This window comes from Yoonia sp., from assembly GCF_017854565.1.
Taxonomy (GTDB): Bacteria; Pseudomonadota; Alphaproteobacteria; order Rhodobacterales; family Rhodobacteraceae; genus Yoonia.
The window spans coordinates 62,446-87,877 of record NZ_JAFMHJ010000010.1 but is presented as its reverse complement, the minus strand read 5'-3'; the positions used below and the strand labels follow the sequence as shown (position 1 = coordinate 87,877).

General features: G+C 58.3%; 32 protein-coding genes. 2 read left to right on the top strand and 30 right to left on the bottom strand.

Translation table 11 applies throughout. From position 1 onward, the window contains the following. Positions 1-258: hypothetical protein (locus QZ196_RS06515; protein WP_296424952.1), on the top strand; the 258-nt coding region annotated here is incomplete at its 5' end. On the opposite strand, the gene QZ196_RS06510 is transcribed toward QZ196_RS06515, so the two are convergent. The 27 genes from QZ196_RS06510 to QZ196_RS06380 form a co-directional block, all read right to left on the bottom strand. Beyond that, positions 229-438 carry a hypothetical protein gene (locus QZ196_RS06510; RefSeq protein WP_296424951.1) on the bottom strand — a complete coding sequence of 70 codons (210 nt, stop codon included), beginning with the start codon at positions 436-438 and terminating at the stop codon, positions 229-231. The genes QZ196_RS06515 and QZ196_RS06510 overlap by 30 nt on opposite strands. A 9-nt stretch (positions 439-447) precedes the next feature. Continuing rightward, entirely contained in the window at positions 448-645 is a 198-nt protein-coding gene (locus QZ196_RS06505) for a hypothetical protein (RefSeq protein ID WP_296424950.1), read from the bottom strand. A 169-nt stretch (positions 646-814) separates the two neighbouring features. Next, positions 815-1,588, bottom strand: a complete 774-nt coding sequence (locus QZ196_RS06500; RefSeq protein ID WP_296424949.1) for a type III pantothenate kinase — start codon at positions 1,586-1,588, stop codon at positions 815-817. A gap of 16 nt (positions 1,589-1,604) precedes the next feature. Then, on the bottom strand, positions 1,605-2,366 hold the full coding sequence (locus tag QZ196_RS06495; RefSeq protein ID WP_296424948.1) for a biotin--[acetyl-CoA-carboxylase] ligase: 762 nt from the start codon (positions 2,364-2,366) through the stop codon (positions 1,605-1,607). Continuing rightward, on the bottom strand, positions 2,356-3,792 hold the full coding sequence (gene nuoN, locus QZ196_RS06490; RefSeq protein ID WP_296424947.1) for an NADH-quinone oxidoreductase subunit NuoN: 1,437 nt from the start codon (positions 3,790-3,792) through the stop codon (positions 2,356-2,358). Before nuoN ends, QZ196_RS06495 begins: the two co-directional genes overlap by 11 nt. Before the next feature lie 12 nt (positions 3,793-3,804). Continuing rightward, positions 3,805-5,346: an NADH-quinone oxidoreductase subunit M gene (locus QZ196_RS06485; RefSeq protein WP_296424946.1), complete on the bottom strand. Its 1,542-nt coding sequence runs from the start codon at positions 5,344-5,346 to the stop codon at positions 3,805-3,807. Next, on the bottom strand, positions 5,346-7,478 hold the full coding sequence (nuoL, locus tag QZ196_RS06480; RefSeq protein ID WP_296424945.1) for an NADH-quinone oxidoreductase subunit L: 2,133 nt from the start codon (positions 7,476-7,478) through the stop codon (positions 5,346-5,348). Before nuoL ends, QZ196_RS06485 begins: the two co-directional genes overlap by 1 nt. Before the next feature lie 5 nt (positions 7,479-7,483). Then, on the bottom strand, positions 7,484-7,789 hold the full coding sequence (gene nuoK / locus QZ196_RS06475) for an NADH-quinone oxidoreductase subunit NuoK (RefSeq protein ID WP_183528144.1): 306 nt from the start codon (positions 7,787-7,789) through the stop codon (positions 7,484-7,486). An 85-nt stretch (positions 7,790-7,874) separates the two neighbouring features. Next, entirely contained in the window at positions 7,875-8,480 is a 606-nt protein-coding gene (locus tag QZ196_RS06470; RefSeq protein ID WP_296424944.1) for an NADH-quinone oxidoreductase subunit J, read from the bottom strand. Then, positions 8,477-8,875: a carboxymuconolactone decarboxylase family protein gene (locus tag QZ196_RS06465; protein ID WP_296424943.1), complete on the bottom strand. Its 399-nt coding sequence runs from the start codon at positions 8,873-8,875 to the stop codon at positions 8,477-8,479. The genes QZ196_RS06470 and QZ196_RS06465 overlap by 4 nt, the downstream gene beginning before the upstream one ends. After that, positions 8,872-9,366 (bottom strand): NADH-quinone oxidoreductase subunit NuoI, encoded by a 495-nt coding sequence (gene nuoI / locus QZ196_RS06460; RefSeq protein ID WP_296424942.1) that lies wholly within the window; start codon positions 9,364-9,366, stop codon positions 8,872-8,874. Before nuoI ends, QZ196_RS06465 begins: the two co-directional genes overlap by 4 nt. Before the next feature lie 2 nt (positions 9,367-9,368). Further along, complete coding sequence (gene nuoH / locus QZ196_RS06455; RefSeq protein ID WP_296424941.1) at positions 9,369-10,409, bottom strand: NADH-quinone oxidoreductase subunit NuoH; 1,041 nt, start codon at positions 10,407-10,409, stop codon at positions 9,369-9,371. Between the two features lie 109 nt (positions 10,410-10,518). Then, positions 10,519-12,537 carry an NADH-quinone oxidoreductase subunit NuoG gene (gene nuoG / locus QZ196_RS06450; RefSeq protein WP_296424940.1) on the bottom strand — a complete coding sequence of 673 codons (2,019 nt, stop codon included), beginning with the start codon at positions 12,535-12,537 and terminating at the stop codon, positions 10,519-10,521. Positions 12,538-12,676: 139 nt separating this feature from the next. Then, entirely contained in the window at positions 12,677-13,084 is a 408-nt protein-coding gene (locus tag QZ196_RS06445) for a DUF5333 domain-containing protein (protein ID WP_296424939.1), read from the bottom strand. 153 nt (positions 13,085-13,237) lie between these two features. Then, positions 13,238-13,399: a hypothetical protein gene (locus QZ196_RS06440; protein ID WP_296424938.1), complete on the bottom strand. Its 162-nt coding sequence runs from the start codon at positions 13,397-13,399 to the stop codon at positions 13,238-13,240. 56 nt (positions 13,400-13,455) lie between these two features. Beyond that, positions 13,456-13,872 carry a hypothetical protein gene (locus QZ196_RS06435; protein ID WP_296424937.1) on the bottom strand — a complete coding sequence of 139 codons (417 nt, stop codon included), beginning with the start codon at positions 13,870-13,872 and terminating at the stop codon, positions 13,456-13,458. Continuing rightward, positions 13,869-15,155, bottom strand: a complete 1,287-nt coding sequence (nuoF, locus tag QZ196_RS06430; protein WP_296424936.1) for an NADH-quinone oxidoreductase subunit NuoF — start codon at positions 15,153-15,155, stop codon at positions 13,869-13,871. The genes QZ196_RS06435 and nuoF overlap by 4 nt, the downstream gene beginning before the upstream one ends. Next, positions 15,155-15,385 (bottom strand): DUF5337 domain-containing protein, encoded by a 231-nt coding sequence (locus tag QZ196_RS06425; protein WP_296424935.1) that lies wholly within the window; start codon positions 15,383-15,385, stop codon positions 15,155-15,157. The genes nuoF and QZ196_RS06425 overlap by 1 nt, the downstream gene beginning before the upstream one ends. 12 nt (positions 15,386-15,397) lie before the next feature. Beyond that, a complete protein-coding gene (locus tag QZ196_RS06420; protein WP_296424934.1) occupies positions 15,398-15,982 on the bottom strand; it encodes an NADH:ubiquinone oxidoreductase in 585 nt (194 codons plus the stop codon). 178 nt (positions 15,983-16,160) lie between these two features. Continuing rightward, positions 16,161-17,186, bottom strand: a complete 1,026-nt coding sequence (nuoE, locus tag QZ196_RS06415; RefSeq protein WP_296424933.1) for an NADH-quinone oxidoreductase subunit NuoE — start codon at positions 17,184-17,186, stop codon at positions 16,161-16,163. A 124-nt stretch (positions 17,187-17,310) separates the two neighbouring features. After that, complete coding sequence (locus tag QZ196_RS06410) at positions 17,311-17,595, bottom strand: hypothetical protein (protein WP_296424932.1); 285 nt, start codon at positions 17,593-17,595, stop codon at positions 17,311-17,313. 49 nt (positions 17,596-17,644) lie between these two features. Next, complete coding sequence (locus tag QZ196_RS06405) at positions 17,645-17,803, bottom strand: hypothetical protein (RefSeq protein WP_296424931.1); 159 nt, start codon at positions 17,801-17,803, stop codon at positions 17,645-17,647. Positions 17,804-17,811: 8 nt separating this feature from the next. Further along, a complete protein-coding gene (locus QZ196_RS06400; RefSeq protein ID WP_296424930.1) occupies positions 17,812-18,009 on the bottom strand; it encodes a hypothetical protein in 198 nt (65 codons plus the stop codon). Beyond that, complete coding sequence (locus QZ196_RS06395; protein WP_296424929.1) at positions 18,006-19,244, bottom strand: NADH-quinone oxidoreductase subunit D; 1,239 nt, start codon at positions 19,242-19,244, stop codon at positions 18,006-18,008. The genes QZ196_RS06400 and QZ196_RS06395 overlap by 4 nt, the downstream gene beginning before the upstream one ends. Before the next feature lie 3 nt (positions 19,245-19,247). Further along, positions 19,248-20,141: a sulfotransferase gene (locus tag QZ196_RS06390; protein WP_296424928.1), complete on the bottom strand. Its 894-nt coding sequence runs from the start codon at positions 20,139-20,141 to the stop codon at positions 19,248-19,250. Beyond that, positions 20,142-20,753, bottom strand: a complete 612-nt coding sequence (locus QZ196_RS06385) for an NADH-quinone oxidoreductase subunit C (RefSeq protein ID WP_296424927.1) — start codon at positions 20,751-20,753, stop codon at positions 20,142-20,144. Then, on the bottom strand, positions 20,750-21,283 hold the full coding sequence (locus QZ196_RS06380) for an NADH-quinone oxidoreductase subunit B (protein ID WP_296424926.1): 534 nt from the start codon (positions 21,281-21,283) through the stop codon (positions 20,750-20,752). The genes QZ196_RS06385 and QZ196_RS06380 overlap by 4 nt, the downstream gene beginning before the upstream one ends. 201 nt (positions 21,284-21,484) lie before the next feature. Between QZ196_RS06380 and QZ196_RS06375 the strand changes: the two genes are divergently transcribed. Beyond that, positions 21,485-22,900: a diguanylate cyclase gene (locus QZ196_RS06375; protein ID WP_296424925.1), complete on the top strand. Its 1,416-nt coding sequence runs from the start codon at positions 21,485-21,487 to the stop codon at positions 22,898-22,900. A gap of 46 nt (positions 22,901-22,946) precedes the next feature. Here QZ196_RS06375 and QZ196_RS06370 read toward each other — a convergent pair whose 3' ends face one another. The 3 genes from QZ196_RS06370 to QZ196_RS06360 form a co-directional block, all read right to left on the bottom strand. After that, positions 22,947-23,312, bottom strand: coding sequence for an NADH-quinone oxidoreductase subunit A (locus tag QZ196_RS06370; RefSeq protein WP_296424924.1), 366 nt, complete (start codon positions 23,310-23,312; stop codon positions 22,947-22,949). A 472-nt stretch (positions 23,313-23,784) separates the two neighbouring features. Continuing rightward, positions 23,785-24,558 carry a crotonase/enoyl-CoA hydratase family protein gene (locus QZ196_RS06365; RefSeq protein WP_296424923.1) on the bottom strand — a complete coding sequence of 258 codons (774 nt, stop codon included), beginning with the start codon at positions 24,556-24,558 and terminating at the stop codon, positions 23,785-23,787. Next, positions 24,555-25,415 carry a hydroxymethylglutaryl-CoA lyase gene (locus QZ196_RS06360; RefSeq protein WP_296424922.1) on the bottom strand — a complete coding sequence of 287 codons (861 nt, stop codon included), beginning with the start codon at positions 25,413-25,415 and terminating at the stop codon, positions 24,555-24,557. Before QZ196_RS06360 ends, QZ196_RS06365 begins: the two co-directional genes overlap by 4 nt. Positions 25,416-25,432: the final 17 nt, after the last annotated feature.

The window sequence follows — 25,432 nt, the reverse complement described above, 5'->3', positions numbered from 1 at the left end:
GCTACCACACTGGATTCACTAGATGAATCCCTCACAGAATTTGTGCAACAGAGCCTGACACAGGGGGAAAGGCGTCGGAACACCGTCCACATTGGAAAACAAGGCGCGTATTTGGCTGCGGTGGATCAGCAAGCACCGCAGCGACGCGGCACCATAAAGGACCAAGATGGCCAGCCAGCCGATCCAGCCCAACAGAACAAAGATGACCGCCCTCACTTGACCAAGGTTTTACATATCAATCCCTTGGGCCGCGAATAATTGCCGCTGGTCACTTGGCAACCAAAGAAATGGAATCGTGCAAACAACAAGGCCAGCAACGGGCACCAGATGCCATAGATCGCTGCGGATGAATTCGAGGGCCGTCGATGTCAGGCCGCGAATGTAAAACAACATGCACGCCCCAAGCGCCGGAACCAAAGGCAGCGTGAAACCAACCATCTGCGGGTTCTAGATTGTTTGTGGCGCAAGTCCGTTTAACCCATCCACGGTTTCTGCAAACATGATCAGAAAAAAGGCCATGAGGGCGATGGCATGTGACGGCCAGCAGGATTCCGAAACGCTGCCGCGCGCAATCACGGCGACACAAATCAAACTGGTGCCCGCCGTCATCGCCAAAAACAAAAGGTCCCAGAATTGCGCGATCATGAGCCGCCATTATCCAAATTTCACGCTCTGCACCAGCGCGTTGTCCGAACCGCTGACAGTCACGCGGTCCGACAATCGTGATCATTTCGAAAGGTGGGGGACAGTTGCGCCCCAACGCGACTTCGATCGAATTTTACGCCAGCGGAAGCGGTCGCCCTTCCGATTTCATCTATTGCGGAACTTTATTATATTGGTGAATGACGGTCAGGCCGTGCATCGTCAAATCCTCTTCGAAGAAGTCAAAAAGATGCTCGGCCTGCTGGAACAGAGGGGCCAGCCCCCCGGTCGCAATCACTTGCATCTCAACGCCGCGTTCTGCTTTGATCCGCGCACATATCTCGCGGACAAGGCCAATGTAGCCCCAGAAGACGCCGGACTGCATGCAGGCCACGGTATTGGTCCCCACAACGCGCTGCGGTTTGGTGATATCCACATGCGGCAGGGCGGCGGCGGCATTGTGCAAGGCTTCGAGGCTCAGGTTGACGCCCGGAGCGATCACGCCGCCGACATAGGCGCCATCGGTGTCCACAACATCAAATGTGGTCGCCGTGCCGAAATCAACCACGATCAGGTCGCCGCCGTGTCGGTCAAACGCCCCTGCGGTATTGACCAGCCGATCCGGGCCGACCTGTGTGCCTGCGTCCACGCGCGGATCATGGGGCAGCAGGCAATCGGGCTTGCCCACCACCCAAGGCCGACAGTTGAAATAGCGGTCCGCTAGGACCCGCAGATTGAACACGACGCGCGGCACGGTCGAACTGACGATCACCTCATCGATAGTGACATCGACATTCTGGAACCGCATCAATGTCGATAGCCAGACGTAATATTGGTCGGCCGTCCGCTGCCATTCGGTTGACGTCCGCCATGTGGCAATAAACGTCTTGCCATCCCAGATCGAAAACACGGTATTGGTATTGCCGCAGTCAATTGCCAAAAGCATGTGCCGCCCCCCCTTTTCAGAAAAACACATCCGCGGCAGAAATAGCGCGCGGTCCGGTGCCCGTAATCAAGACAAGATTGCCATCCTCGTCGATGGTGTCAAAGAGGCCGGTCACGTCTTCACGCCCAGTGCGGGCGGTGATCACCTCGCCCAGTCGGGCGGCATTGCCAAGCCAGTCCTGACGGATGCGTTGAAAGCCGAAATGCGCCAGCTTGTCCTCTTGGGTGGCGTAGGCATCGGCGAGCGTCGCAAGGAAATCCAAGGGCGTGACATCCCAACCGCCTGCCGCCCGCAGACTGGTTGGGGCAAAGCTGGCGTCGGTGACGCCCTGCGGGGTATGGGTCAGGTTGACCCCGACGCCGATCGACAGGTAGTCGACGAATGGCCCCTGTCCGCTACATTCCAACAAGATACCAGCGACTTTGCCGCCCGCCAGCAACACGTCATTGGGCCACTTCAACGCCAGCTTTTCAGAGGGGACATAGATCGCCAAAGCGGCAAAGAGCGCATTGGCTGCCAGAAATGACCGGCGTGCGGCCTCGGCGGGTGTTGCGCTTGGCTTGAAGATCAATGTGGCGTTCAGATTGCCCTGCGGGGTGACCCACGACCGGCCCCGGCGGCCACGCGCGGCTGTCTGCGTTCTGGCCATGATCCACGTCGGCCGTTCCAAAAGCGGCGCACGGCGCACCGCCTCGGCCATTGTGCTATCCACGCTGTCAAGAACGACGCGCGCGTACCCTTCGGGCCAATGCCCGTGGCCTGTGTCCCTAGTTGACAAGCGTTGCAGCCGCAGCGGCGGCCAGTGGTTCAATGCCAAACAGATTCACAACACCCACGACCATGATCAAGGCGGAGCCCATCAAGAAAGCCCAGAGCACCGGTGCCATCTTGCCATCAAGCGCGTCGACTTCTTCGCCAAAGTACATGTAGTAGACAAGGCGCAGGTAGTAGAACGCGCCAATCACCGATGCGATCACGCCAGCCACGGCCAACCAGCCAAGGCCACCGTCATATGCCGCGCGCAGCACGTAGAACTTGCCAAAGAAGCCCACCATCGGCGGCACGCCTGCAAGGCTGAACAGCAGCACCAGCATGGCCAGTGCGCGCAGCGGCTGACGTTTGGAATACATCCGCAGGCTTTCGATATTGGTCACCGGGCGGCCATCACGTTCCATGCCCAGAATGAACGCGAACGTCCCGACGTTCATCGTCACATAGATCGCCATATAGATCAGCATCGCCTGCACGCCAAATGCCGTGCCCGCCGCCAGCCCCATCAGCGCAAAGCCCATGTGCGCAATCGAAGAGTAGGCCATCAGACGTTTGATGTCTTTTTGACCGATCGCGGCAATCGCACCAAGAAACATCGAGACGACCGACAGGAAGGCGACGATCTGCTGCCACTCGCCGACGATCCCGCCGAATGCGTCATGCACAACGCGCGCAAACAGCGCCATGGCCGCGACTTTGGGTGCCGTCGCGAAAAAGGCAGTAACGGGTGTGGGCGAACCTTCGTAGACGTCCGGTGTCCACATGTGGAACGGCGCGGCCGACACCTTGAATGCAAAACCAGAGATCAGGAAAACCAGACCGAACAGCAGACCCAATGACGGCTCGTTTTCGGTGGCTTCGATGATGCCGCTGAACAGCGTGGTGCCCGCAAAACCATAGGTCAGCGACGCCCCATAAAGCAGCAAGCCCGACGACAGCGCACCCAGCACGAAATACTTCAGGCCGGCTTCGGTGGATTTGATACTGTCGCGGCGCAGTGACGCAACAACATAAAGCGCCAGCGACTGCAGCTCCAGCCCCATGTACAGCGCCATCAGGTCGCCGGCGGACACCATGACCATCATCCCGACCACGGCCAAGGCAACCAAGACCGGATATTCGAACCGCAACAGGCCCCGGCGCTGCATATAACCTTCGCTCATCAGCAGGACAGCGGCGGCGGACAGCAGGATCGTGACTTTGGAAAACCGTGCAAAGCCGTCGTCGACGAACATCCCGTCAAAGGCCGCGTGCGTCCCCTGCCCCGTCATCCCAATCCACACAGCGAGCAGGACAAACACTCCCGCCGTTAACCATGTCAGCAAGGGCGCCATTGCATCCTTGGTTGTGTAGACCGCGCCAAGCAGGGCCAGCATGGCGTAAACCGCCAGCAGGATTTCAGGCATCACGATTTGAATATCAGCCGAGACCATGTCGTCCGTTCCTTAATGCGCAGCGAACTGGCTGGCGGCTGCAAAGCTTGCCAAAGCAGTGTCGTAGTTTCCGACCAGCGCCGTCACGCTTGGGCCGATCAGGTCGAGAACCAGTGCGGGGTAGACCCCCAGCAACAGTGTCATCGCAACCAGCGGGACAAAAATCGCCCGCTCGCGGCGCGTCATGTCGGTGATGCTTCTCAGGCTTTCCTTGATCAGGTCGCCCATGACGACGCGGCGGTACAGCCACAGCGCATATGCCGCCGACAAGATCACCCCAGACGTCGCCACAGCAGCGACCCATGTATTCACTTGGAAAATCCCGATCAGCGTCAGGAATTCTCCGACAAACCCCGATGTGCCCGGCAGGCCGACGTTGGCCATCGTGAAGAACATAAAGATCATCGCATAGGCGGGCATCCGATTGACCAGACCACCATAGGCCGCGATTTCGCGGGTGTGCATCCGGTCATAGATCACGCCGACACACAAAAACAGCGCACCCGAGATAAAGCCGTGGCTGATCATCTGAAAGATCGCGCCATCAATGCCCTGCTGGTTGACCGCAAATATCCCCATGGTCACGAAACCCATATGGGCCACGGAACTATAGGCAATCAGCTTTTTCATATCTTCCTGAACCAGAGCCACCAGCGACGTATAGACGATGGCAATGGCCGACAGCCACAGCACCAGCGGCCCCATCACGTCGGACCCGACAGGGAACATCGGCAGGCTGAACCGCAAAAAACCATAGCCGCCCATCTTGAGCAGGATCGCGGCCAGCACCACAGACCCGCCGGTCGGGGCCTGAACATGCGCATCGGGCAGCCAAGTATGGACCGGCCACATCGGCATTTTCACCGCAAAGCTGGCAAAGAAAGCCAGCCAAAGCAGGGTTTGCATGCCACCCGCGATGTGAATGCCCAGCACGCTGAACGGTTCGGTCGCAAAGGTGTGGGTCATCAGCGTCGGAATATCGGTCGTGCCAGCATCCGCAAACATCGCAACCATCGCGACCAGCATCAGCACAGAGCCAAGGAAGGTATATAGAAAGAACTTGAACGATGCATAAATCCGGTTCTTGCCGCCCCAGATACCGATGATCAGGAACATCGGTATCAGACCCGCTTCGAAGAACAGGTAGAACAGCACTAGATCAAGCGCCATGAACACGCCCAGCATCAGGGTCTCGAGGATCAAGAACGCGATCATGTATTCCTTGACGCGCACTTTGACGTCCCAGCACGACCCGATCACCAATGGCATCAGGAAGGTGGTCAGCATCACAAACAGCACCGAAATCCCATCGACGCCCATTTTATACTGCAAACCAAGCAGCCATGGCCGGGTTTCGACCATTTGGAACCCGGTGTTGGCGGCGTCAAAGTTCGCTAGGATAAACAGCGATGTCAGGAAGGTCACCAGCGTCGTGACCAGCGCGACCCATTTGGCGTTGCGCTGTGCGGCGGCATCATCGCCCCGCAAGAACAGCGCAAGAATGACTGCGCCCAACAGCGGGATGAACGTAGTCAGCGAAAGGATATTGCCCATCAGTTTGCCCCCCCGGTCAAAGACACCCAGGTCAGCAGCACCGTAATTCCCAGCACCATCGCAAAGGCATAGGTGAACAGGTAGCCCGACTGCGCCCGACCCGCGAGCCGTGTAAAGAATGGAATAATACCCATGGTCAGCCCGTCAATCCCGCCATCAATGGTCTTGGTATCGCCCTGCTTCCACAAGAACCGGCCAATCGCAAACGCCGGGCGGACAAAGATGACGTTATACAGTTCGTCAAAATACCATTTGTTGAGCAGGAAGTTGTAAAGCGGTGCCTGCTGCGCGGCCAATTTGGCTGGCAGATCAGGGCGGCGGATATACATTTGATAGGCCAGTCCAAGCCCCGAGAGCATGGCCAGAAATGGTGAGAGCTTGACCAGCCAGTGCACCTCGTGGGCATCGTTCAGAACGGTATTGCCGGGCCCTGCGTGAATTGCGCCCACGCCGGGTGCGCCGGTCAGCACATAATGATGCTCGGCCTGCGCAGAAGCATGCTTATCTTCGGCGGCGGGTGCGGCGGCTTCTGCACCATGTGTCGTTGTTGCTTCGTGGTCAGCGGCAGCGCTAGGTTCACCGGCTTCGGCGTAGGGCACGCCAAAGAACTTACCGACTTTGTCGGTGTGACCAAAAAACACGCCGTAGCCCAACATTCCGCTAAAGACCGCGCCAACGGCCAGCACATAGAGCGGCACCATCATGGACAGCGGGCTTTCATGCGCGTGGTCATGGGTATGCGCGTCGCCCCGGGCGGTGCCATAGAACGTCATGAACATCAGGCGCCAGCTATAAAAACTGGTCATGAAGGCCGCAATTAGCAGCATCCAGAACGCATAGCCACCGGCGGTGCCTGCATAGGCGCTCTCGATGATGGCGTCCTTGGATACAAACCCGGCAAAGCCAACAGGAAAGCCGATATAAAGGAACGGAATCCCCACACCCGTAATCGCCAGCGTGCCGATCATCATCATCATGAACGTCTTGGGGATCTTGTGGCGCAGACCACCATAGTTGCGCATGTCCTGTTCGTGATGCATCGCGTGGATCACCGAACCGGCCCCAAGAAACAACATCGCCTTAAAGAAGGCATGCGTCAGCAGGTGGAACATCGCAACCGAATAGACGCCCAGACCGGCCGCAACGAACATATAGCCAAGCTGCGAACAGGTCGAATAGGCAATCACGCGCTTGATGTCGGTCTGCACCAGACCCACGGTCGCGGCGAAAAACGCGGTCGAGGCGCCAAGGAAGACGATGAACATCTTTGTCTCGGGTGCATATTCCATCAGGGGTGACATGCGGCAGACAAGGAAGACACCGGCGGTGACCATGGTCGCGGCGTGGATCAGGGCCGACACCGGCGTCGGGCCTTCCATCGCGTCCGGCAACCACGTGTGCAAGAGCAACTGTGCGGATTTACCCATGGCACCAACGAACAACAGGAAGGCCAAAAGGTTCGCCGCATTCCAATCGGTCCACAGGAAGGTGATCGACTGTTCCGCAAGACCGGGCGCCGCGGCAAAGATATCATCAAAGCGGATGCTGTCGGTCATCATGTAAATGCCAAAGATGCCCAGAGCGAAGCCAAAGTCACCCACGCGGTTGACCACGAACGCCTTGATCGCGGCGGCATTCGCGCTTGGCTTGCGGTAATAGAAACCAATCAACAGGTATGACGCGACGCCGACGCCTTCCCAGCCAAAGAACATCTGCACAAGGTTGTCGGATGTGACCAGCATCAGCATCGTGAAGGTAAAGAACGACAGGTAGGCAAAGAAGCGCGGGCGGTAGGACTCGGTTTCTTTGAAATTGTCGTCATGGGCCATGTAGCCAAACGAATAAAGGTGAACGAGCGCCGAAACCGTTGTGATCACGATCAACATGATCGCCGTCAGCCGATCCATCCGGATTGCCCAATCCGTGGAAAGCGTGCCGCTTTCGATCCAGCGCATGATCTGGATATTCTCGGTCACGCCATCGAACGACAAAAATACGATCCATGACAGGATGGCCGCCAGAAACAGCAGGCCGGTGGCCGTCCACTGGGCCGCTTTTTCACCAATCAGCTTCCAGCCAAATCCGCAAAGGATCGCGCCCACAAGCGGGGCAAACAGGATGATGGTTTCCATTGTGATCAGCCCTTCATCACGTTGACGTCTTCAACGTCGATGGTCCCGCGGTTGCGGAAGAAACAAACAAGAATGGCCAGCCCAATCGCAGCCTCGGCGGCAGCGACGGTCAGCACGAACAGCGTGAACACCTGCCCGACCAGATCGCCCAGATAGCTGGAAAAGGCGACAAGATTGATGTTCACCGCCAGCAGCATCAGTTCGATGCTCATCAACAGGATGATCACGTTCTTGCGGTTCAGGAACAGGCCAAAGATGCCAATGACAAACAGCGCGGCAGCCACCGCGAGATAATGTTCAAGTCCGATCATTGGGCCGTTCCCTCAGTCTTCAGCGAGGCGAAGAAATTTCCAGAAATTTCTTTGGTCCCCAAAATTTTTCGAGAAGTATTTTGCATCACAACCCCTGCCCCGGCTTCACGTCCCGCAATTCCATCGCTTTTGCAGGATCGCGGTACATCTGGGCCAGCACATTCTGGCGCTTGATGTCCACCCGGTGGCGCAGGGTCAGCACAATCGCCCCGATCATCGCCACAAGCAGGATCAGACCGGCCAGTTGGAACAGCATGATGTATTTATCATAGATCAACAGCCCAAGAGCCGCCGTATTGCTGACATCGCCCGCCGGGGCGGCGATCCGGGCCTCGTAGCCGTCGGAAAAGCCCCAGACGCCCAAGGCCAGGGCAAGCTGCATGATGATCACGACACCGATCAGCAGGGCCAGCGGCATGTATTTCGTCATTTCCGCCTTCAGCTCGGCGAAATCGACGTCCAGCATCATCACGACGAACAAAAACAGCACCGCGACTGCGCCCACGTAGACAATGATCAGCAGCATCGCGACGAACTCTGCGCCCAACGTCACGAACAACCCAGCCGACGACAAAAACGCGAGGATCAGCCACAGGACTGAATGCACCGGGTTCCGGCTGACGACTGTGAACAACCCGCCGACCACGGTGGTAATCGCAAAAAGGTAGAATGTGAACGCGAAAACGGTCATTCTTTTTCGTCCTTTTCCAACACTTCGTTAGCCAATTCCATGGCTTTGGTCATGGCGGGCAATCCGGCGAACAGGCCCATCTGGGCTATGGCTTCGGCGATTTCCTGCTTCGTCGCGCCAGCTTCGACCAGATGCCGCACGGTCAGCCGGATCTGCGCCTCGGCCTGCGCACCCAGCACGGTCAACCCGGCCAGCGTCAGCAGGAGCCGCGTTTTCGCGTCCAGCCCGGCGGGATTGATGCCATTGCCAAAGAACATCTCCATGGTTTCCTTGGACATGGTGGGCCACATCGCTTCGAACCCTTTGGGCGTAAAGGCATTCATGTCGATGTTCATCGACTTGGCCCAGTCCTGGCCCATCTTCATCATCGCGTCAAAGGGGTTCTGATCGGTCATCTGTAAGGTGCATCCAGTTCAAGGTTGCGTGCAATCTCAGCTTCCCAGCGGTCACCGTTTTCGAGCAGCTTGGTCTTGTCGTAGTACAGTTCTTCGCGGGTTTCGGTACTGAATTCGAAATTCGGGCCTTCGACGATAGCATCGACCGGACAGGCCTCTTGGCAGAAACCGCAGTAGATGCATTTGGTCATGTCGATGTCATAGCGGGTGGTGCGCCGACTGCCATCATCGCGCGGCTCGGCGTCAATCGTAATCGCCTGCGCAGGGCAAACCGCCTCGCACAGTTTGCAGGCGATGCACCGTTCTTCCCCATTGGGATAACGGCGCAGTGCGTGTTCACCCCGGAAACGAGGGCTAAGTGGCCCCTTTTCATGCGGGTAGTTCAGCGTTGCCTTGGGGGCAAAGAAATACTTCATCCCCAGCTTGAAGCCCTGCCAGAAATCCTGAAGCAGGAAATACTTCACCGCGCGCGTGTAATCCATTTGGGTCATTATCAGCCTCCCATAGTCCAGCGGGCCCAAAAGCCCCCCAGAACTTCGAATTTTGCCAGAAACGACACCAGAACGACCCAAGCCAAAGACATCGGCAGGAACACTTTCCAGCCAATCCGCATCAGTTGGTCGTAGCGGTAACGCGGGGTGATGGCCTTGACCATCGCGAACATGAAGAAAACGGCCGACATCTTGAGGATCATCCAGAAAATGCCGTCGGGCAGGAACGGCACGGGTGACAGCCAGCCGCCAAAGAACAAGAGCGTGGTCAGCGCGCACATCAGCACCACCGCCATCAATTCACCGATCATAAAAAGCAGAAACGGGGTCGATGAATATTCAACCTGATAGCCCGCAACAAGTTCCGATTCCGCCTCGGGCAGGTCGAACGGCGGACGGTTGGTTTCCGCCAAGGCGCTGATAAAGAACAAGAACAACATCGGGAAATGCGCGACCCAATACCAGTTGAACAGACCCGCATTGCCGTCTTGCGCGGCAACGATATCACCGAAGTTCAGCGACCCGGTCGAGATGATGACACCAACGATGATCAGGCCAATCGACACCTCGTAGGAAATCATCTGGGCGGCGGACCGGAGCGAACCAAGGAATGGGTATTTGGAGTTTGACGCCCAGCCACCCATGATCACGCCGTAGACTTCCAACGATGAAATCGCAAAGACATACAGGATGGCGACGTTGATATCGGCCAGCACCCAGCCGTCATTGAACGGGATCACCGCCCAGGCAATCACGGCCAATACAAAAGCGATCATCGGGGCCAGGAAAAACACGAATTTATCAGCACCCGCAGGGACGATGATTTCTTTTACGATGTATTTCAGAAAGTCGGCAAAGGATTGCAGCAGGCCAAACGCCCCCACCATATTCGGCCCCTTGCGCATCTGCACAGCGGCCCAGACCTTGCGGTCGGCATACATCAGGAATGCCAACGCCACCAGAAGCGGGACCAGAACCAGCAGACACTGCCCGAGGATCACAAGGACGATGCCAAGGTTGGTATTGGTGAAGAATTCAACCATCTTTATTCCCTCACACCGATGTTACGGCGTTTGCGTTAGGCAGCGCGTAACCAATCCGCGCCACACATGCCAGCCCTTGGGTGGCAATTATCCTGGTCATGCCCTGCACCTATTCAGCCGCCAACGCGGTTTGTGACCGCGCTTTTGCGTTCGCGCTCAACTCGGCCATCAGGCTGGAGGCGCGCGTGATAGGGTTTGTCAGGTAGAAATCGGTGATTATGTTGACGAAATCAGCTTTGCCCGGCTTTTTGACCTTGATCGGTTGCCAGTCGTTTTCGGCAACCTCGTCGATTTGGCCCAGATGCGGATGCGCCGCTACCACTGCCTGCCGCAACTGCGCCATGCTGTCAAACGGCAGCGTCGCGTCCAGTTCCGCAGACAAGGCCCGCAGGATCGCCCAATTTTCCTTGGCCTCGCCCGGTGGAAAGCTGGCCCGCAGTGCCAATTGCGGGCGGCCTTCGGTGTTTACGAACACGCCGTTTTCTTCGGTATAGGCCGCACCGGGCAGGATGATATCCGCGCGATGCGCACCACGGTCGCCGTGGCTACCCTGATAGATCACGAATGCACCCGCGGGCACATCGCCCTCGTCGGCAGCAAGGTTATAAACAACGTCGGCACCGTCCAGTGCAGCGGTCAGACCGCCATCTGTGACAGCACCCACATCCATCGCACCGACGCGCCCGGCTGCCGTGTGCAGGATCATGAACTTTGACTTGGTGCGTTGAGCCAGCGCCATGGCGGTTGCCAGCACCGCATCGCCGTCCTTGCGGGCCAATGCGCCCATACCGACGATGATCAGCGACGGCTTGTCCGCAACGGCACTGTCAACGCGCGCCAGAAGGTCCGTCATCACGTCAGGCGATGTGCCGACATGGTCATATTCAAATGTCAGATCGACCTTTGGCCCGATCAGCCCCACATTCGCACCACGCGACCACGCCTTGCGCAGGCGCGCGTTCAAAACGGGCGCTTCGACGCGTGGGTTGGTGCCGATCAACATGATCGTCTCGGCGGTGTCGATGTCTTCGATCGCAGCAGTCCCGACATATGCAGACCGGTTGCCAATCGGCAGCTGCGCGCCATCGGTCCGACATTCGATGCGCCCGCCCTGCCCTTCGATCAGCTGCTTTAATGCGAACGCCGCCTCGACCGGGACCAGATCACCGACAAGGCCGGCAAGTTTTTTGCCCTTCATGGCGGCCGCCGCAGCGGTCAGCGCCTCGGGCCAACTGGCTTTGCGCAATTTGCCATTTTCGCGGATATAGGGCGTATCAAGACGCTGCTTGCGCAAGCCGTCCCAGACAAAGCGTGTTTTGTCCGAAATCCATTCCTCGTTCACGCCGTCATGATTGCGCGGCAAGAACCGCATCACTTCACGGCCCTTGGTATCAACGCGGATATTTGAACCAAGCGCATCCATCACGTCGATGGATTCGGTCTTGGTCAATTCCCACGGACGGGCGGTAAAGGCATAGGGTTTCGACACCAGCGCGCCAACCGGGCACAGGTCAATGATATTGCCCTGCATGTTGCTATTAAGGGTTTCACCCAGATACGACGTAATCTCGGAATCTTCGCCACGGCCCGTCTGGCCCATCTGGTGAATGCCAGCCACCTCGGTGGTGAAACGCACGCAACGGGTACATGAAATGCAGCGGGTCATGTGGGTTTCGACCAGCGGACCCAGATCAAGATCTTCGCTTGCACGCTTTGGTTCGCGAAAACGGCTGAAATCGACGCCGTAGGCCATCGCCTGATCCTGCAGATCACATTCGCCGCCCTGGTCGCAAATCGGGCAATCAAGCGGATGGTTGATCAGCAAAAATTCCATCACGCCCTCACGGGCCTTCTTGACCATCGGGCTGTTGGTTTTGACAACCGGCGGCGCACCGTCTGGACCGGGGCGCAGATCCTTGACCTGCATGGCACAGGACGCGGCGGGCTTGGGTGGGCCGCCCACGACCTCGACCAGACACATCCGGCAGTTACCTGCGATGGACAGACGTTCGTGATAGCAGAACCGAGGGATTTCGACCCCCGCCTCTTCACAGGCCTGGATCAGGGTCATGGCCCCGTCAACTTCGACCTCAGTTCCATCAATGATGACTTTGCGCAGATCAGACATGGCGTGCCTTTATATTCCCGGTCGCACCTATCCCATTGCAGCAGGAAGGCAGCGTTGCGCCGGGTTCTAACGCGACACGCACCGCGATGCCAGTCAGATTGACAAAAAACCTGTCAAATTTCGGCCATGTTGCAGCGGCTTATCGCAGCAGGCGGCCAACCTGCGTCCCTTGGGCGATCTGGGCGCGGCCCACAGCGCAATATGACGACTCATCATTTGCGACCGCACCAAGTGCTGCAAGCTTCTCGCGGGCAATCGCTTCGAGCCTGCGTTTTTCGGCCCCGTCATCGACATATGCCTCAATTTCAGCATCGGAATAGCCTAATGCGCTGGCATGATTCTTGAGCGATTGCAGAAACCCGATGCCCCTAAACGTCCGCGCGCGAATACTGCTGCATTTGTCCGATATCTCAATCGCCATGCCCACATCAATCAGGCCATCGCGCACGTAAGGCACATCCTTCAGCGCGGTTTGCGCCGAAAGGCTGCCAGCAAGGGCGATGCCGGCAAGCGACAGGGCCGCAACAAGGGCGCGTGTCTTGGTCATGGTTATCTCCTATCGGGCGCAGCGGATACGCCTGCCCTTTCGCTGACAGACATCGCGATTGCGGCAAGGATATTCAATATCAGCGCAATGATAACAGAATAATTGCGCCGTGCCGCAGCGAAGATTCGGGTTAATGTATTGGGACAAAACGGGTTATCTGCGCCGCTTCCGCGACGGGGCGACACCGCCCAGTCCAGCCGCCGCGCCATACGCCCAGAGCGGCGCGTTATCCGCACGCACCGCCTGCACGGTGAACCACGTCGGGACGCCGCAAATCATCGCCGTGACAAATGCCCGCCGATGCTTGTGCGCCATCAAGAATGTTGCGAAATGCCATGGGCAACGCCAGCTTTGCGGCCCATGGCCATGCCTTAGTTAACCGGCACCAGAACCGCGCTCATCGCCGTGCCTTCGAGTAATTCAGCATCCGCTGCGGCGCACAAATCTGCGCCCGTCAGTTCGACCCCATGTTTGGCCATAAAGCTACGCTCTGCCACGTCGGTTTCCACCTCGATCGCATCACGCAGACCCATGGCAGACAGCGATCCGCGCCCGACTTCGTTGCGCTTTTCGTTGACCAGGAGGTCCAGCGCACCGTCATAGGTGTAGCGTGCGCAGTTCTGCGCGACCGTGTTGGCCACCTTGAGCGTGGCATAATAAACCGGCGTCGGCAGCGTAAACAGCTTTTGCACCGCCGGGTCCGAAAATTCGCGCGCGGCCTGTGGGCCGGTTGCACATCCTGCCATGGCCAAGGCCACCGCGCCAAAGATCAATCCGCGTATCATCATTCTGCTGCCACCGCTGTTGTACGTTTATGGGCGATCCGGTCCTCTATTTCGTCCCGGAAGTTCTTGATCAGGCCTTGGATCGGCCAAGCAGCGGCATCGCCAAGCGCGCAAATCGTGTGCCCTTCGACCTGCTTTGTCACGTCAAGTAACATGTCAATCTCGTCGACGCTGGCATCGCCTTTAACCAGCCGCGCCATCACGCGCATCATCCAGCCGGTGCCTTCGCGACAGGGGGTGCATTGACCGCAACTTTCGTGTTTGTAAAACTTTGAGAGCCGCCAAATCGCTTTGATCATGTCCGTGGACTGATCCATCACGATCACCGCCGCCGTGCCAAGCGATGATCCCTTTTCCTTGAGCGCATCAAAATCCATCACGGCGTCGCGCATATTTTCGCCGCGCACGCATGGCACCGACGACCCGCCGGGGATCACGGCCTTGAGGTTATCCCAACCGCCGCGAATACCGCCACAATGCTTTTCGATCAGTTCCTCAAAGCTGATCGACATCTCTTCTTCGACCACGCAGGGATTGTTTACATGGCCCGAAATCGCAAACAGCTTGGTGCCCGCATTGTTCGGGCGTCCCATGCCGGCGAACCAACCGCCACCGCGGCGCAGGATCGTGGGGACAACGGCAATCGATTCGACGTTGTTCACAGTGGTCGGACAGCCGTAAAGCCCCGCGCCCGCCGGGAACGGCGGCTTCATGCGCGGCATGCCTTTTTTGCCTTCAAGGCTTTCCAGCAGCGCCGTTTCTTCGCCACAAATATACGCGCCCGCACCATGGGTCAGATAGATGTCAAAGTCCCAGCCGGATTTGCAGGCGTTTTTGCCAACCATTCCAGCCGCATAGCATTCATCAATCGCCGCCTGCAGGGCTTCTTTTTCGCGGATATATTCGCCGCGAATGTAGATATAGCAGGCGTTCGCGTTCATGGCGAAGCTCGCGATCAGGCACCCTTCGATCAGCGTATGCGGATCATGGCGCATGATTTCGCGGTCTTTACAGGTGCCCGGTTCGGATTCATCCGCATTCACCACCAGATAAGATGGGCGACCGTCGCTTTCCTTGGGCATGAAAGACCATTTCAGGCCCGTCGGGAACCCCGCACCGCCCCGGCCCCGCAACCCGGATGCTTTCATCTCATTGATGATCCAGTTACGCCCCTTTTTGATGATACCCGCAGTACCATCCCAATGGCCGCGCGCCTGCGCGCCCGCCAGCGTGCGGTCGTGCATCCCGTAAAGGTTCGTGAAAATCCGGTTTTCGTCTTTGAGCATCAGCTACCGCCCTTGTCGTTCTGACGCGTTCGCCAGAGTTTAAATGTCTGCCACAGCGCAAAGCCGAAACCGGCCAGCGCTGCAAGGTCAAAAAGCCCACTGGTGCGTGTCGACCAGCCATATTTTGCCCCCGCCCATGTTGCACAGATCCACATGACACCAGTTCCGGCCATGATCAACGCGGTACGTTGTCCTGCTTTTGATTGGGCGGTCTGTGGGGTCTGGGCCATGGTTCAACGGCGTTAATAAACGCCACCCTTCTTTACTTTGTCGGAAAATGCGGTGGCCTCGCCAGCGGCAAGCAGTTTTGCTTGCGCCACCCAGCCATCACGGGTCGCGCGCCCCTTGAAGCCCACGAGATTGTCATCCATCCACTGCTGTTCCGCCGCACCCCATCCGGCAATCTGATCGAAATGATAGATCCCCATGTCGCGCAACGTCGTTTCCAGCTTTGGCCCCACGCCCTTGATCTGCTTGAGGTCATCAGGCCCACCGGCACGGGCTGCATCCAGGAATACAGGCTTGCCACCCGTCGGGGCAGATGCCGGTGCCGGCGCCGGTGCTGTCACAACGGTCGCTGCGGGTTCTGTCAATGCAGTTGCTGCGGGTGCTGGCGCAGGTTTTGCCACACCATGCGGTCCGGGCTGCGGCGCGCGCCAACCAAGGGCCAGCACCACGGCGGCCAGCACGGCCACAATCGCGCCAACGAATATCCCGCCGATAAAGCCAAAGTGATACAAAACAATCGCGACGCCAGCGGCAATGACGCCAAACAGGCCGGCAACGACAATGACACCCAGTTCTTTTGGCGCAGTATCCTTCATCATGTACATTCTCCCCTAGGTGGCGCGCTAACGCATGCAGCATCGCGGCGAAGGGCAAAATAAACGCCCGATCCCGCTTCATGAGAATGGGTGTACCCGAAATGATGCCAAATCGTAAATAATTTGTTCATTTCGGCCAGCTTAAGTGGAATGCGCTGGGTAAAACGCCCGATTTGTGGCCTCAAGCCTCGTTTTTGGCCAGCGCGGCGGCCTGTGCCATCCAGTTATCGCGCATGATACGGCCTTTGAATTTCAAACGGCTATCGACCCAGACAACCTCGGCCTCGGTCCATTTGGCGATCTGATCGAAATGCCAGAAGCCCAATTCGTTCAGCACGCCCTCAAGCTTGGGTCCGACGCCACTGATCAGCTTAAGGTCATCGGCACCGGCCTTGCGGGGGGCTTTCGTTGTCCGCGGCTTGGATTCGGCCATGGGTACGGTTTCAACGGCTACCGCCGTTGGCGCAGCGGCTTTCTTGGTGGCTGGCTTTTTGGCGGCACCGGCGATCCATGGCGTCAGCAGCGGCACTTCGGTGCCGTCGATCCGCTTGACCGTGTCGCCGATATCGACAGCCAACTGCACGCTGGCATTATACTGCGTCTTGCCGCTCTCATAGGCTTTGAGACTGGTCAACCCTTTCAACGGCTCCGCCGCGAAACGGCCATTTTGCGGGCCCGGTACAGGCACCTGCCCCGCAGCAAGTTCGTCAATAATCTCGGCCAGACGCGCGGCGGTCAGATCTTCGTAATAGTCTTTGCCAATCTGGGCCATCGGCGCATTCGCGCAAGAGCCGAGACATTCGACCTCCTCCCACGAAAACTTGCCATCGGCAGACAGCATATGCGGCTTATCGGCAATTTTGTCGCGACACACGCCGATCAGATCCTCGGCTCCGCAGATCATGCACGACAGCGTGCCGCAAACCTGAATATGGGCGACCGCGCCGACGGGCTGGAGCTGGAACATGAAATAAAACGATGCCACCTCAAGCGCGCGAATAAACGCAAGGTTCAGCATTTGGGCCACATGTTCAATCGCGGGGCGGGTCAGCCAGCCCTCTTGCTCTTGGGCGCGCCACAAAAGCGGGATAATCGCCGAAGCCTGACGGCCCTCGGGAAATTTCTTGATCTGCGCATCGGCCCACTTTTGGTTGTCGGACGTGAAGGCAAATGTTTCTGGCTGGTCGTGATAAAGGCGGCGTAGCATCAGTTTATTCCGGTCATCATGGCAGCGCCCGTCGTCAGCGCAAACAAAGCAGTGGGGATCAGCCCACCAGGGTTCAGGCCTGCCCCTAGCACAAGCAGAAGCCCGGGCAAACCAATAGTCGTCATCAGCTGCACCGTTCCGTCAAAATGCGGATCGACGCGCCATCAGCAATTTCGGCTTTGCCTTCGTTGGACAGCGTCGTGATGATCTGTGTGACCTCATCGGCGCTGACCGTCGCTTCGTCCAAAACCTTGGCCGTGTTCGCTTGGTTCAGAATGCAGCCGTTATTTTCAAGGGCCAGCACGAAGCGGTCCTTTGCGGACATCTGGGCGGACGGGATGGACATCGGCCCACCCGTCGCACAGGCGGAAACCGATACAAACGCGAGAAGGATCAAAGGACGCATCATCTACACACTCTCTCTATTTATTTTATTGTCATCGTCGTGACAGACCGGGTCACAAGAGGTCGCGCGCAAGGTCCACCAGAAAAACAACCGCAGCCCCGGCTATCGCGGCCTTGATCAGCCGGTTGCTGCCCCGCGCCACGAGTGCGCCACCGACACCCCCAAAAGCACCAAGCAAAAGCAGCCAATAGTTGATCGTGATCGTCATCATCTGCGCACCTATTCCGTCAGTGTCAGCGCGTCGGGGGCAAACAAATCCGCCAGCCCGTACCGCAGCACCAGAACCGACACGGCGATACCCGCCACGCCGCCAACCACGATCCCGGCCGACGCGTTGCGAAACAGCCGCGATACGGCCGCAGCCACGAAAAAGCCGCCCGTGATCAGAAATCCCATCAGGATGTTTGTGATGGTCATCTGTCGATCTCGCCGAATACGACGTCCATCGTCCCGATAATGGCACTGACGTCCGCCAATTGGTGACCCTTGCAGATATAGTCCATCGCCTGCAGATGCAGATACCCCGGCGCGCGCAGCTTGGCGCGGTACGGTTTGTTGGTGCCATCCGCCACAAGGTACACGCCAAACTCGCCTTTGGGTGCCTCGACCGCGGCGTAAACTCCGCCTGCGGGTACGTGGAACCCTTCGGTGTAGAGCTTAAAGTGGTGAATAAGCGCCTCCATCGAGGTTTTCATCTCACCGCGCGTCGGCGGCGTCATCTTGCCGCGCGCCATCACCGGACCCTTTTCATGCCGCAGCTTTTCGCAGGCCTGACGGATGATATGGGTTGATTGGCGCATCTCTTCCATGCGGCAAAGGTAGCGGTCATAGCAATCGCCATTCTTGCCCACGGGGATCTGAAATTCGAACTCATCATAGCATTCATAAGGCTGCGCCCGGCGCAAATCCCACGCAAGGCCAGAGCCGCGCACCATGACACCCGAAAAACCCCATTCCTGAATATCTTCTTCGGTCACGACGCCAATATCGGCGTTACGCTGCTTGAAAATCCGGTTTTCGGTCAGCAACCCATCAATATCGGCCAGCACACGCGGAAATTCCACGGCCCATGTGTCGATATCTTCGATCAATGCGTCCGGCAGGTCCTGATGCACACCACCGGGACGGAAATACGCGGCGTGCAGACGCGCACCGCAGGCGCGTTCGTAGAACACCATCAGCTTTTCGCGCTCTTCAAAGCCCCACAGCGGCGGCGTCAGCGCGCCCACGTCCATCGCCTGCGTCGTGACATTCAACAGGTGGTTCAGCACGCGGCCAATCTCGGAATAAAGCACCCGGATCAGCGACGCCCGACGCGGAACTTCGGTCCCGGTCAGCTTCTCGATGGCCAGACACCACGCATGTTCCTGATTCATCGGCGCCACATAATCCAGCCGGTCAAAATACGGCAGGTTCTGCAGGTACGTCCGGCTTTCCATCAGCTTTTCGGTGCCACGGTGCAGCAGCCCGATATGCGGATCGCAACGCTCGACGATTTCGCCATCCAGTTCCAGCACCAGACGCAACACACCGTGCGCCGCAGGGTGCTGCGGGCCGAAGTTGATGTTGAAGTTGCGGATCTTCTGCTCGCCGGTCGCGGCGTCAGTTGACCCATCATCATAGGTATTCACCCGGATATCGCCGTCCATCATGGCCTACGCCCTCGCTTGATTATCGTGCCACCGTTGCGGCAGCGGGCCCACGTTGCGGGCCACCCATTCGTAGTGTTCGTCCAACATCTTCAACGCCTTGGGGCGCAGTTTATCCAGCATAACTACCTTTGGCCCAGCCTGGACGGGTTTTTCCGCCGCAGGTGCCACCGGGGCAATCCCCAGAAACGCGCACAGCGATGCCACACCTTGAGGTGTAAACAAATCCTCTGCAAATTGGACCAGCAACCGCCCATCGGGCACTACACGCCGCAGCTTGGCGATGGTCGCGGGATAGTCGCCACGCTCCAAGATATGCGTCTCTTGGCCCCGGTTCAGCAGCCGATAAAGAATGTTGTTCGCCTTCTTCTCATATTCTTCGTGGTCCTGCCGAAAACGGCGGGCCTGCATACGGATATGCGACCACAGCCGATCCAGCGGATCGCGGATCAGATAGACAAACTTTGTCGCAGGCGACAACTGCACCATCCGGGCAAGCATGTCATCGGGCAGCGTCGCATAATTTGGCGTCATATCGGCGACGACATGGGCGTCCCCCACATCGTGCAACAACCATGCCACATAGGCCATATCGCCGGCGCGGTCACCGTCCAGAGCCGCCATCAACCCCTTCATGTCCACAATCCGCCGTTCGACATTGCCAACCTGCCAACCCCTATTTGCATCCCCGGCTTCAACCTTGAGCGCGCACAACTCGCGCAGGCGCAACCGAAACGCGGTCATCTGCTTGTCGCGGGCATCGGGCGTGAAAGTATCCCAATAATGCGCCTCTTTCACCGCAGGCAGCCTGCACGCCGGATGGTCATGCAAATAGCGGTACAGCCAAGACGTCCCCGCCTTGGTCGCACCAACGCAGTAAAGAAGCGTCGGATCAGGCATTCAGCCAGCTTTCCCGTCTTTTTTCTCGTCACCGGGCAGGATGTATTGCGCGCCCTCCCATGGTGACATGAAATCGAACTGGCGGTATTCCTGCACCAAGCTGACGGGTTCATAGACCACACGCTTTTGCACCTCGTCATAGCGGACTTCGGTATAGCCGGTCGTCGGGAAATCCTTGCGCAGCGGATGCCCGCGGAAGCCGTAATCGGTCAGAATGCGGCGCAGGTCAGGATGGCCCGAAAACAGGATGCCGAACATGTCAAAGATTTCACGCTCGAACCAATTGGCCGAAGGGTGAACCGACAGGATCGACGGCAGCATGTCCTCTTCGCGGATCTGTACGCGCAGGCGGATGCGATGATTCTGGTACATGCTCAGAAAATGGTAAATCACGTCAAAGCGCTTGGACCGGCTAGGATAATCTACCGCCGTGATATCCACCAGCGACGAAAACTGACAGGCTTGATCGGTTTTCAGGAAATCCACGAAGGCCACGATTGATGATGGCGCCACGGTGACTGTCAGCTCGTCATGGGCAATGTCCCATGACAGCATGCAATCCGCGCGCTTTGCCTCAAGGTAGGTGCCAAGTTCTTGCAATGCTTCGGTCATCGTACAATCGTCCCTGTCCGGCGCATTTTGCGTTGCAGCTGCAAAATACCATAAAGCAGCGCCTCGGCTGTTGGCGGGCAGCCGGGGACGTAAATATCCACGGGCACAATGCGGTCACAGCCACGCACCACGGAATAGCTGTAATGGTAATAGCCGCCGCCGTTCGCGCAGGACCCCATCGAGATCACGTAGCGTGGTTCGGGCATCTGGTCGTATACCTTGCGCAATGCTGGTGCCATCTTGTTGGTCAGCGTGCCTGCCACGATCATCAGGTCGGATTGGCGCGGGCTGGCACGCGGTGCGGTGCCGAACCGTTCGAGATCATAGCGCGGCATCGAGGTGTGCATCATCTCGACAGCGCAACAGGCCAGACCAAAGGTCATCCAGTGCAGGCTGCCGGTGCGCGCCCAGTTGATGATGTCCGCAGTCGACGTGACAAGGAAACCCTTGTCCTGCAACTCTCGGTTCAGGTCTTGTGTGGCGACTTCACGGTCGGCGCCCGCGTCGTTAAGACCGGTTGCGATGCCCATGCAGGCTCTCCCTCGTCTGATCTGGCTCGGGTCGAAAACCCGGCGTTTGCGTCATAGCTGGATTATGCGTAGCACATGCGAAGGTCAAGGCAACAAGACAACTTCGCGGCGTTCTGGCACGCCTGAACTTATCACAAAAAACCATTTGCTGCGAAACAATCGTTAACGAAGTGCGGCTATCCAGTGCACATGAAAAACGAGATGACATCATCACCACCCGATCAGGACGAAGTGCATCGCCTGCCACGGCGCATTTTTTGGGCCTCTGTCGGGAATGGCGTGACCGCAATCCTGGTCATTCTGGCGATGACATTCTGGATGGCGCGCAAGGTTGATGTCATTGCGTCGGAAAACGCGGTCAGCCTGATGGACAGCGCCGTTCAGGCAGAACTGCTGAGTGTGGCAATCAGCACCCAAGACTACGCTTATTGGGACCTTGCTTCTGATCTGCTCATCGCCCGCGATGACGACGCATTTTTCACAAATTTCGGCACCGGCGCCACGGACGGCGCAACCTTCGACTTTATCTATGTCCTTGGGTCCGATGGCCAGCCCATCTATGCGTACCAGACGGATGGCGAAGCGTCCGACACCTCCATCGTTGACACCGCACTGACCGATCGACTGCGGCTGACGTTATCGGCGCAGCCCATGGAACCCTACACAACGATATCGCATTATGCACGGATTGGCGGGCAACTCGCCGTACTGGCGGCTGGGCGCATCCAAAGCACCGACACCACAGGATTTCAGGCCACGCAACTGCCGATGATGGTTGGCGGCAAGTGGCTTAACCCGGATCGTCTGAGCGCGATTGGCGCGCTGCTCATGATCACAAATGTCCAGCTTCAAACGGCGGATACTTCCGTCATACACGGGAAGGCTGTTTTGGAGATTGACGGCCCTGCGGGGACGGCTATTGGCCACCTCAGCTGGGATGCCCCGCGACCGGGTCGGCGGCTATTGTCATCGGCCCTGCCAATCATTGGCCTTCTGTCCTTGCTGACGTTGGTTGCGACGACAGTCGTCGGCAGAGCGTCGGCACGGCAAACGGCGGCATTGCTCCGCGAAAAGTCACTGGCGCGTACCGATACGCTGACAGGTTTGGTCAATCGCGCGGGGCTGGACGATATTCTACGGTTGCCACGGGTCGCCGATGCATTGGCCGAAGGCCACGCCGCCGTGATTTACCTGGACCTCAACGGGTTCAAGAAGCTCAACGATAACATGGGCCATGACGCCGGGGATATGGCGCTTCAAGTTGTCGCCGAACGCTTGCGCGCGGCTGTGCGCGGCAATGACTATGTCGCCCGGATCGGCGGCGACGAATTTGTGTGCCTGCTCTTGGATGACGCCCCCTGTCAGGCAGCCGAGCATGTGGCGAACCGGATCATCCGGCACACGACACCGCCCATACACATTGGGAACTACAGCCACATCATACGCCCCGCAATCGGCGTTGCCATGGCAGAAAAGAACCTTGGTTGGGCGCAACTACTCGCACGGGCCGATATGGCCATGTATCGCGCCAAACAGCAGGGGGGCGCGCAACCTGTATTCTATGCCGAACGCATGGCTCTTGTCCGCGTCATGGACACAGCGCAGCCCGTTCAGTGACTTGGCACGGCCAGACCGGCCATGACACACAGCGCGCGAAGCGGGATTATTCCCACTCCAACGCGCCCTTTTTCCATTCGTATGCAAAGCCGATGGTCAACACACAAAGGAATACGATCATCGACCAAAAGCCGACCATGCTGATATCCTTGAACGCCACGGCCCATGGAAACAGGAACGCAACCTCAAGATCAAAGATGATGAACAGGATCGACACCAGATAGAACCGCACATCAAACTTCATCCGCGCATCGTCAAACGCATTGAACCCGCATTCGTAGGCCGACACTTTTTCAGGATCAGGGTTGCGCACCGCGATAACGGCAGCCGCCAAGATCAGGATCAGGCCCAGCGCAATAGCGAGCCCCAGAAAAATCATGATCGGCAGATATTCGGATAGCATTTCGGGCAAAGGATATTCCTTTCGTCGCGACACGCCAAAAGACGCGCCTAAAGTTGGCTGCGTGTTGCATACCGCTGGGTCCCGGTGGGGTCAACGGGCAGAGGTGTCGCAAGGCCGGGATAGTTCGCGATAACACACGCGGCAAATGTCATTTTTGATCTTCGCCAACAGCCGGACCGGCAAAAAACGCCGCAATGCAAAAGCCCGATGACCACGCATGCGATGCGCTGGATATCGACAAAGGGCGCCCGTAGCGCAAGTCTTCACGACAAAAGTGATGTTGTACGCACAGTCGATCAACCAGCGGTTCAGGTTCTAGTATATTATACTGCGTTCACACGGTTCAGCCAGACTGACTTCACAGTTGTCACCCTATCTTTTTCGGAAAAGATCACGATCGACATTGTGACATGGGGTGCAAGTATGGTCGACTATCCAAACACGCCCCTGCACCATCACCCCAACAAACGCTCAAAGGGCCCTATTTCATCCAAGCTGGCGGTACCTTGTCGAAAAATGCGGCAATCCCCTGCGCGGCTTCATCCCCATCCCAGCAGGCAATCAACGCGTCGATCGAACGGGCGACAGTGGCTTCGTCAATCACCGGCCCCAGCGACCGGGCAAACCGTTTGGCCGCAGCAACCGCCCCCGGCGCACAGGCCAGGTAGGGGGCAACCTCCGCCTCTACAGCCGCATCCTGCATATCTGCAGGCACGGCCTTGGCGACGATCCCCAGCGTCACCGCCTCGGCCGCACCAAACACCCGCGCCGACATGAACACGCGGCGGGCATGCGCCTCGCCCATCCGGGCCAACACATAGGGGCCGATGGTAGCCGGGATCAGACCCAGCTTGGTCTCGGTCAAACCAAACTTCACATGATCTGCGGCAATCGCCACATCACAGACACAGGCCATGCCAACCCCGCCGCCGAACGCATTGCCATGCACCCGCCCAATCAGCGGCTGCGGCAAAGTATTGAGCGCGCCCAGCATCTCGGCAAGCGACCGGGCAGCCGCGCGTTTCGTTGCCGTATCACCCGCCATCTGATCGCGCATCCAGCCCAAATCGCCACCTGCGCAGAACGAAGCCCCCTGCCCGGCCAACACCACAACACGGATCGCCCTATCCGCCGCAATACGCGCCGCAGCATCGCGCAACGCATCAATCAATGCCTGCGACAGCGCGTTGTGTTTGTCGGGCCGGGCCAGCGTCAGCGTCGCCACACCGCGATCATCGACCGCCAGATCAATCATCTCATCCCCCGCGCCATCTCGGCCGCCTGTCCAATCACATCCAGATCAACACCCGTCTCAAACCCCAGCCCATGCAGCATCTCCAACACGGCCTCGGTCGCGACATTGCCCGGCGCGCCCGGGGCATAGGGGCAACCACCCAATCCGCCCACCGCACTGTCAAACGCCCGCAGCCCCAGATCCAGCGCGGTCGCAATATTGGCCAATGCCTGCCCGCCGGTGTCATGAAAATGCCCCGCCAACGCGGTGGCCGGCGCGACATCGCACACCGCGCGCAACATGCGTGCAACAGTCTGCGGGGTACCTTTGCCAATCGTATCGCCCAGCGACAACTGCATGGGCGCCACGTCCCACAACATCTGTGCCGCACGCGCCACGGCACCGGGCCGCACCGGCCCATCAAACGGGCAATCCGTCACGCAGGAAATATAGCCGCGCACGCCAACCCCTGCGGCCTGCGCCGCACGCACCACCGGCACCAACCGCGCCACCGATTCCGCGATGGAGCAATTCAGATTACTCCGGGAAAACCCTTCCGAAGCGGAAATAAACACCGCCACCTCATAGGTGACACCTGGCACACGCGCCGCAACAAACCCGTCCCAGCCGCGCATGTTGGGAACCAGAACAGCATAGCGCACGCCATCCACGGCATGCAGCCCCGCCAACACCCGATCCGTATCGGCCATCTGCGGCACCCATTTGGGGCTGACAAAACTACCCACCTCAATATCGCGCAACCCCGACGTGCTCAGCAGGTCAATCAACGCGACCTTATCCGCAACCGCGATCACCCCCGGTTCATTCTGCAACCCATCACGCGGACCCACTTCGTGAATACGTACAAACTCCGCCATCACACCTCACTTCTTCC

Excerpts from the sequence above, each read along its gene's own strand:
- QZ196_RS06510 (WP_296424951.1), bottom strand. The coding sequence starts at position 438 with ATGGTTGGTTTCACGCTGCCTTTGGTTCCGGCGCTTGGGGCGTGCATG.
- QZ196_RS06505 (WP_296424950.1), bottom strand. The coding sequence starts at position 645 with ATGATCGCGCAATTCTGGGACCTTTTGTTTTTGGCGATGACGGCGGGC.
- QZ196_RS06500 (WP_296424949.1), bottom strand. The coding sequence starts at position 1,588 with ATGCTTTTGGCAATTGACTGCGGCAATACCAATACCGTGTTTTCGATC.
- nuoN (WP_296424947.1), bottom strand. The coding sequence starts at position 3,792 with ATGGTCTCGGCTGATATTCAAATCGTGATGCCTGAAATCCTGCTGGCG.
- QZ196_RS06485 (WP_296424946.1), bottom strand. The coding sequence starts at position 5,346 with ATGGGCAATATCCTTTCGCTGACTACGTTCATCCCGCTGTTGGGCGCA.
- nuoL (WP_296424945.1), bottom strand. The coding sequence starts at position 7,478 with ATGGAAACCATCATCCTGTTTGCCCCGCTTGTGGGCGCGATCCTTTGC.
- nuoK (WP_183528144.1), bottom strand. The coding sequence starts at position 7,789 with ATGATCGGACTTGAACATTATCTCGCGGTGGCTGCCGCGCTGTTTGTC.
- QZ196_RS06470 (WP_296424944.1), bottom strand. The coding sequence starts at position 8,480 with ATGACCGTTTTCGCGTTCACATTCTACCTTTTTGCGATTACCACCGTG.
- QZ196_RS06465 (WP_296424943.1), bottom strand. The coding sequence starts at position 8,875 with ATGACCGATCAGAACCCCTTTGACGCGATGATGAAGATGGGCCAGGAC.
- nuoI (WP_296424942.1), bottom strand. The coding sequence starts at position 9,366 with ATGACCCAAATGGATTACACGCGCGCGGTGAAGTATTTCCTGCTTCAG.
- nuoH (WP_296424941.1), bottom strand. The coding sequence starts at position 10,409 with ATGGTTGAATTCTTCACCAATACCAACCTTGGCATCGTCCTTGTGATC.
- nuoG (WP_296424940.1), bottom strand. The coding sequence starts at position 12,537 with ATGTCTGATCTGCGCAAAGTCATCATTGATGGAACTGAGGTCGAAGTT.
- QZ196_RS06445 (WP_296424939.1), bottom strand. The coding sequence starts at position 13,084 with ATGACCAAGACACGCGCCCTTGTTGCGGCCCTGTCGCTTGCCGGCATC.
- QZ196_RS06440 (WP_296424938.1), bottom strand. The coding sequence starts at position 13,399 with ATGGCGCACAAGCATCGGCGGGCATTTGTCACGGCGATGATTTGCGGC.
- QZ196_RS06435 (WP_296424937.1), bottom strand. The coding sequence starts at position 13,872 with ATGATGATACGCGGATTGATCTTTGGCGCGGTGGCCTTGGCCATGGCA.
- nuoF (WP_296424936.1), bottom strand. The coding sequence starts at position 15,155 with ATGCTCAAAGACGAAAACCGGATTTTCACGAACCTTTACGGGATGCAC.
- QZ196_RS06425 (WP_296424935.1), bottom strand. The coding sequence starts at position 15,385 with ATGGCCCAGACCCCACAGACCGCCCAATCAAAAGCAGGACAACGTACC.
- QZ196_RS06420 (WP_296424934.1), bottom strand. The coding sequence starts at position 15,982 with ATGATGAAGGATACTGCGCCAAAAGAACTGGGTGTCATTGTCGTTGCC.
- nuoE (WP_296424933.1), bottom strand. The coding sequence starts at position 17,186 with ATGCTACGCCGCCTTTATCACGACCAGCCAGAAACATTTGCCTTCACG.
- QZ196_RS06410 (WP_296424932.1), bottom strand. The coding sequence starts at position 17,595 with ATGATGCGTCCTTTGATCCTTCTCGCGTTTGTATCGGTTTCCGCCTGT.
- QZ196_RS06405 (WP_296424931.1), bottom strand. The coding sequence starts at position 17,803 with ATGATGACGATCACGATCAACTATTGGCTGCTTTTGCTTGGTGCTTTT.
- QZ196_RS06400 (WP_296424930.1), bottom strand. The coding sequence starts at position 18,009 with ATGACCATCACAAACATCCTGATGGGATTTCTGATCACGGGCGGCTTT.
- QZ196_RS06395 (WP_296424929.1), bottom strand. The coding sequence starts at position 19,244 with ATGATGGACGGCGATATCCGGGTGAATACCTATGATGATGGGTCAACT.
- QZ196_RS06390 (WP_296424928.1), bottom strand. The coding sequence starts at position 20,141 with ATGCCTGATCCGACGCTTCTTTACTGCGTTGGTGCGACCAAGGCGGGG.
- QZ196_RS06385 (WP_296424927.1), bottom strand. The coding sequence starts at position 20,753 with ATGACCGAAGCATTGCAAGAACTTGGCACCTACCTTGAGGCAAAGCGC.
- QZ196_RS06380 (WP_296424926.1), bottom strand. The coding sequence starts at position 21,283 with ATGGGCATCGCAACCGGTCTTAACGACGCGGGCGCCGACCGTGAAGTC.
- QZ196_RS06375 (WP_296424925.1), top strand. The coding sequence starts at position 21,485 with ATGACATCATCACCACCCGATCAGGACGAAGTGCATCGCCTGCCACGG.
- QZ196_RS06365 (WP_296424923.1), bottom strand. The coding sequence starts at position 24,558 with ATGATTGATCTGGCGGTCGATGATCGCGGTGTGGCGACGCTGACGCTG.
- QZ196_RS06360 (WP_296424922.1), bottom strand. The coding sequence starts at position 25,415 with ATGGCGGAGTTTGTACGTATTCACGAAGTGGGTCCGCGTGATGGGTTG.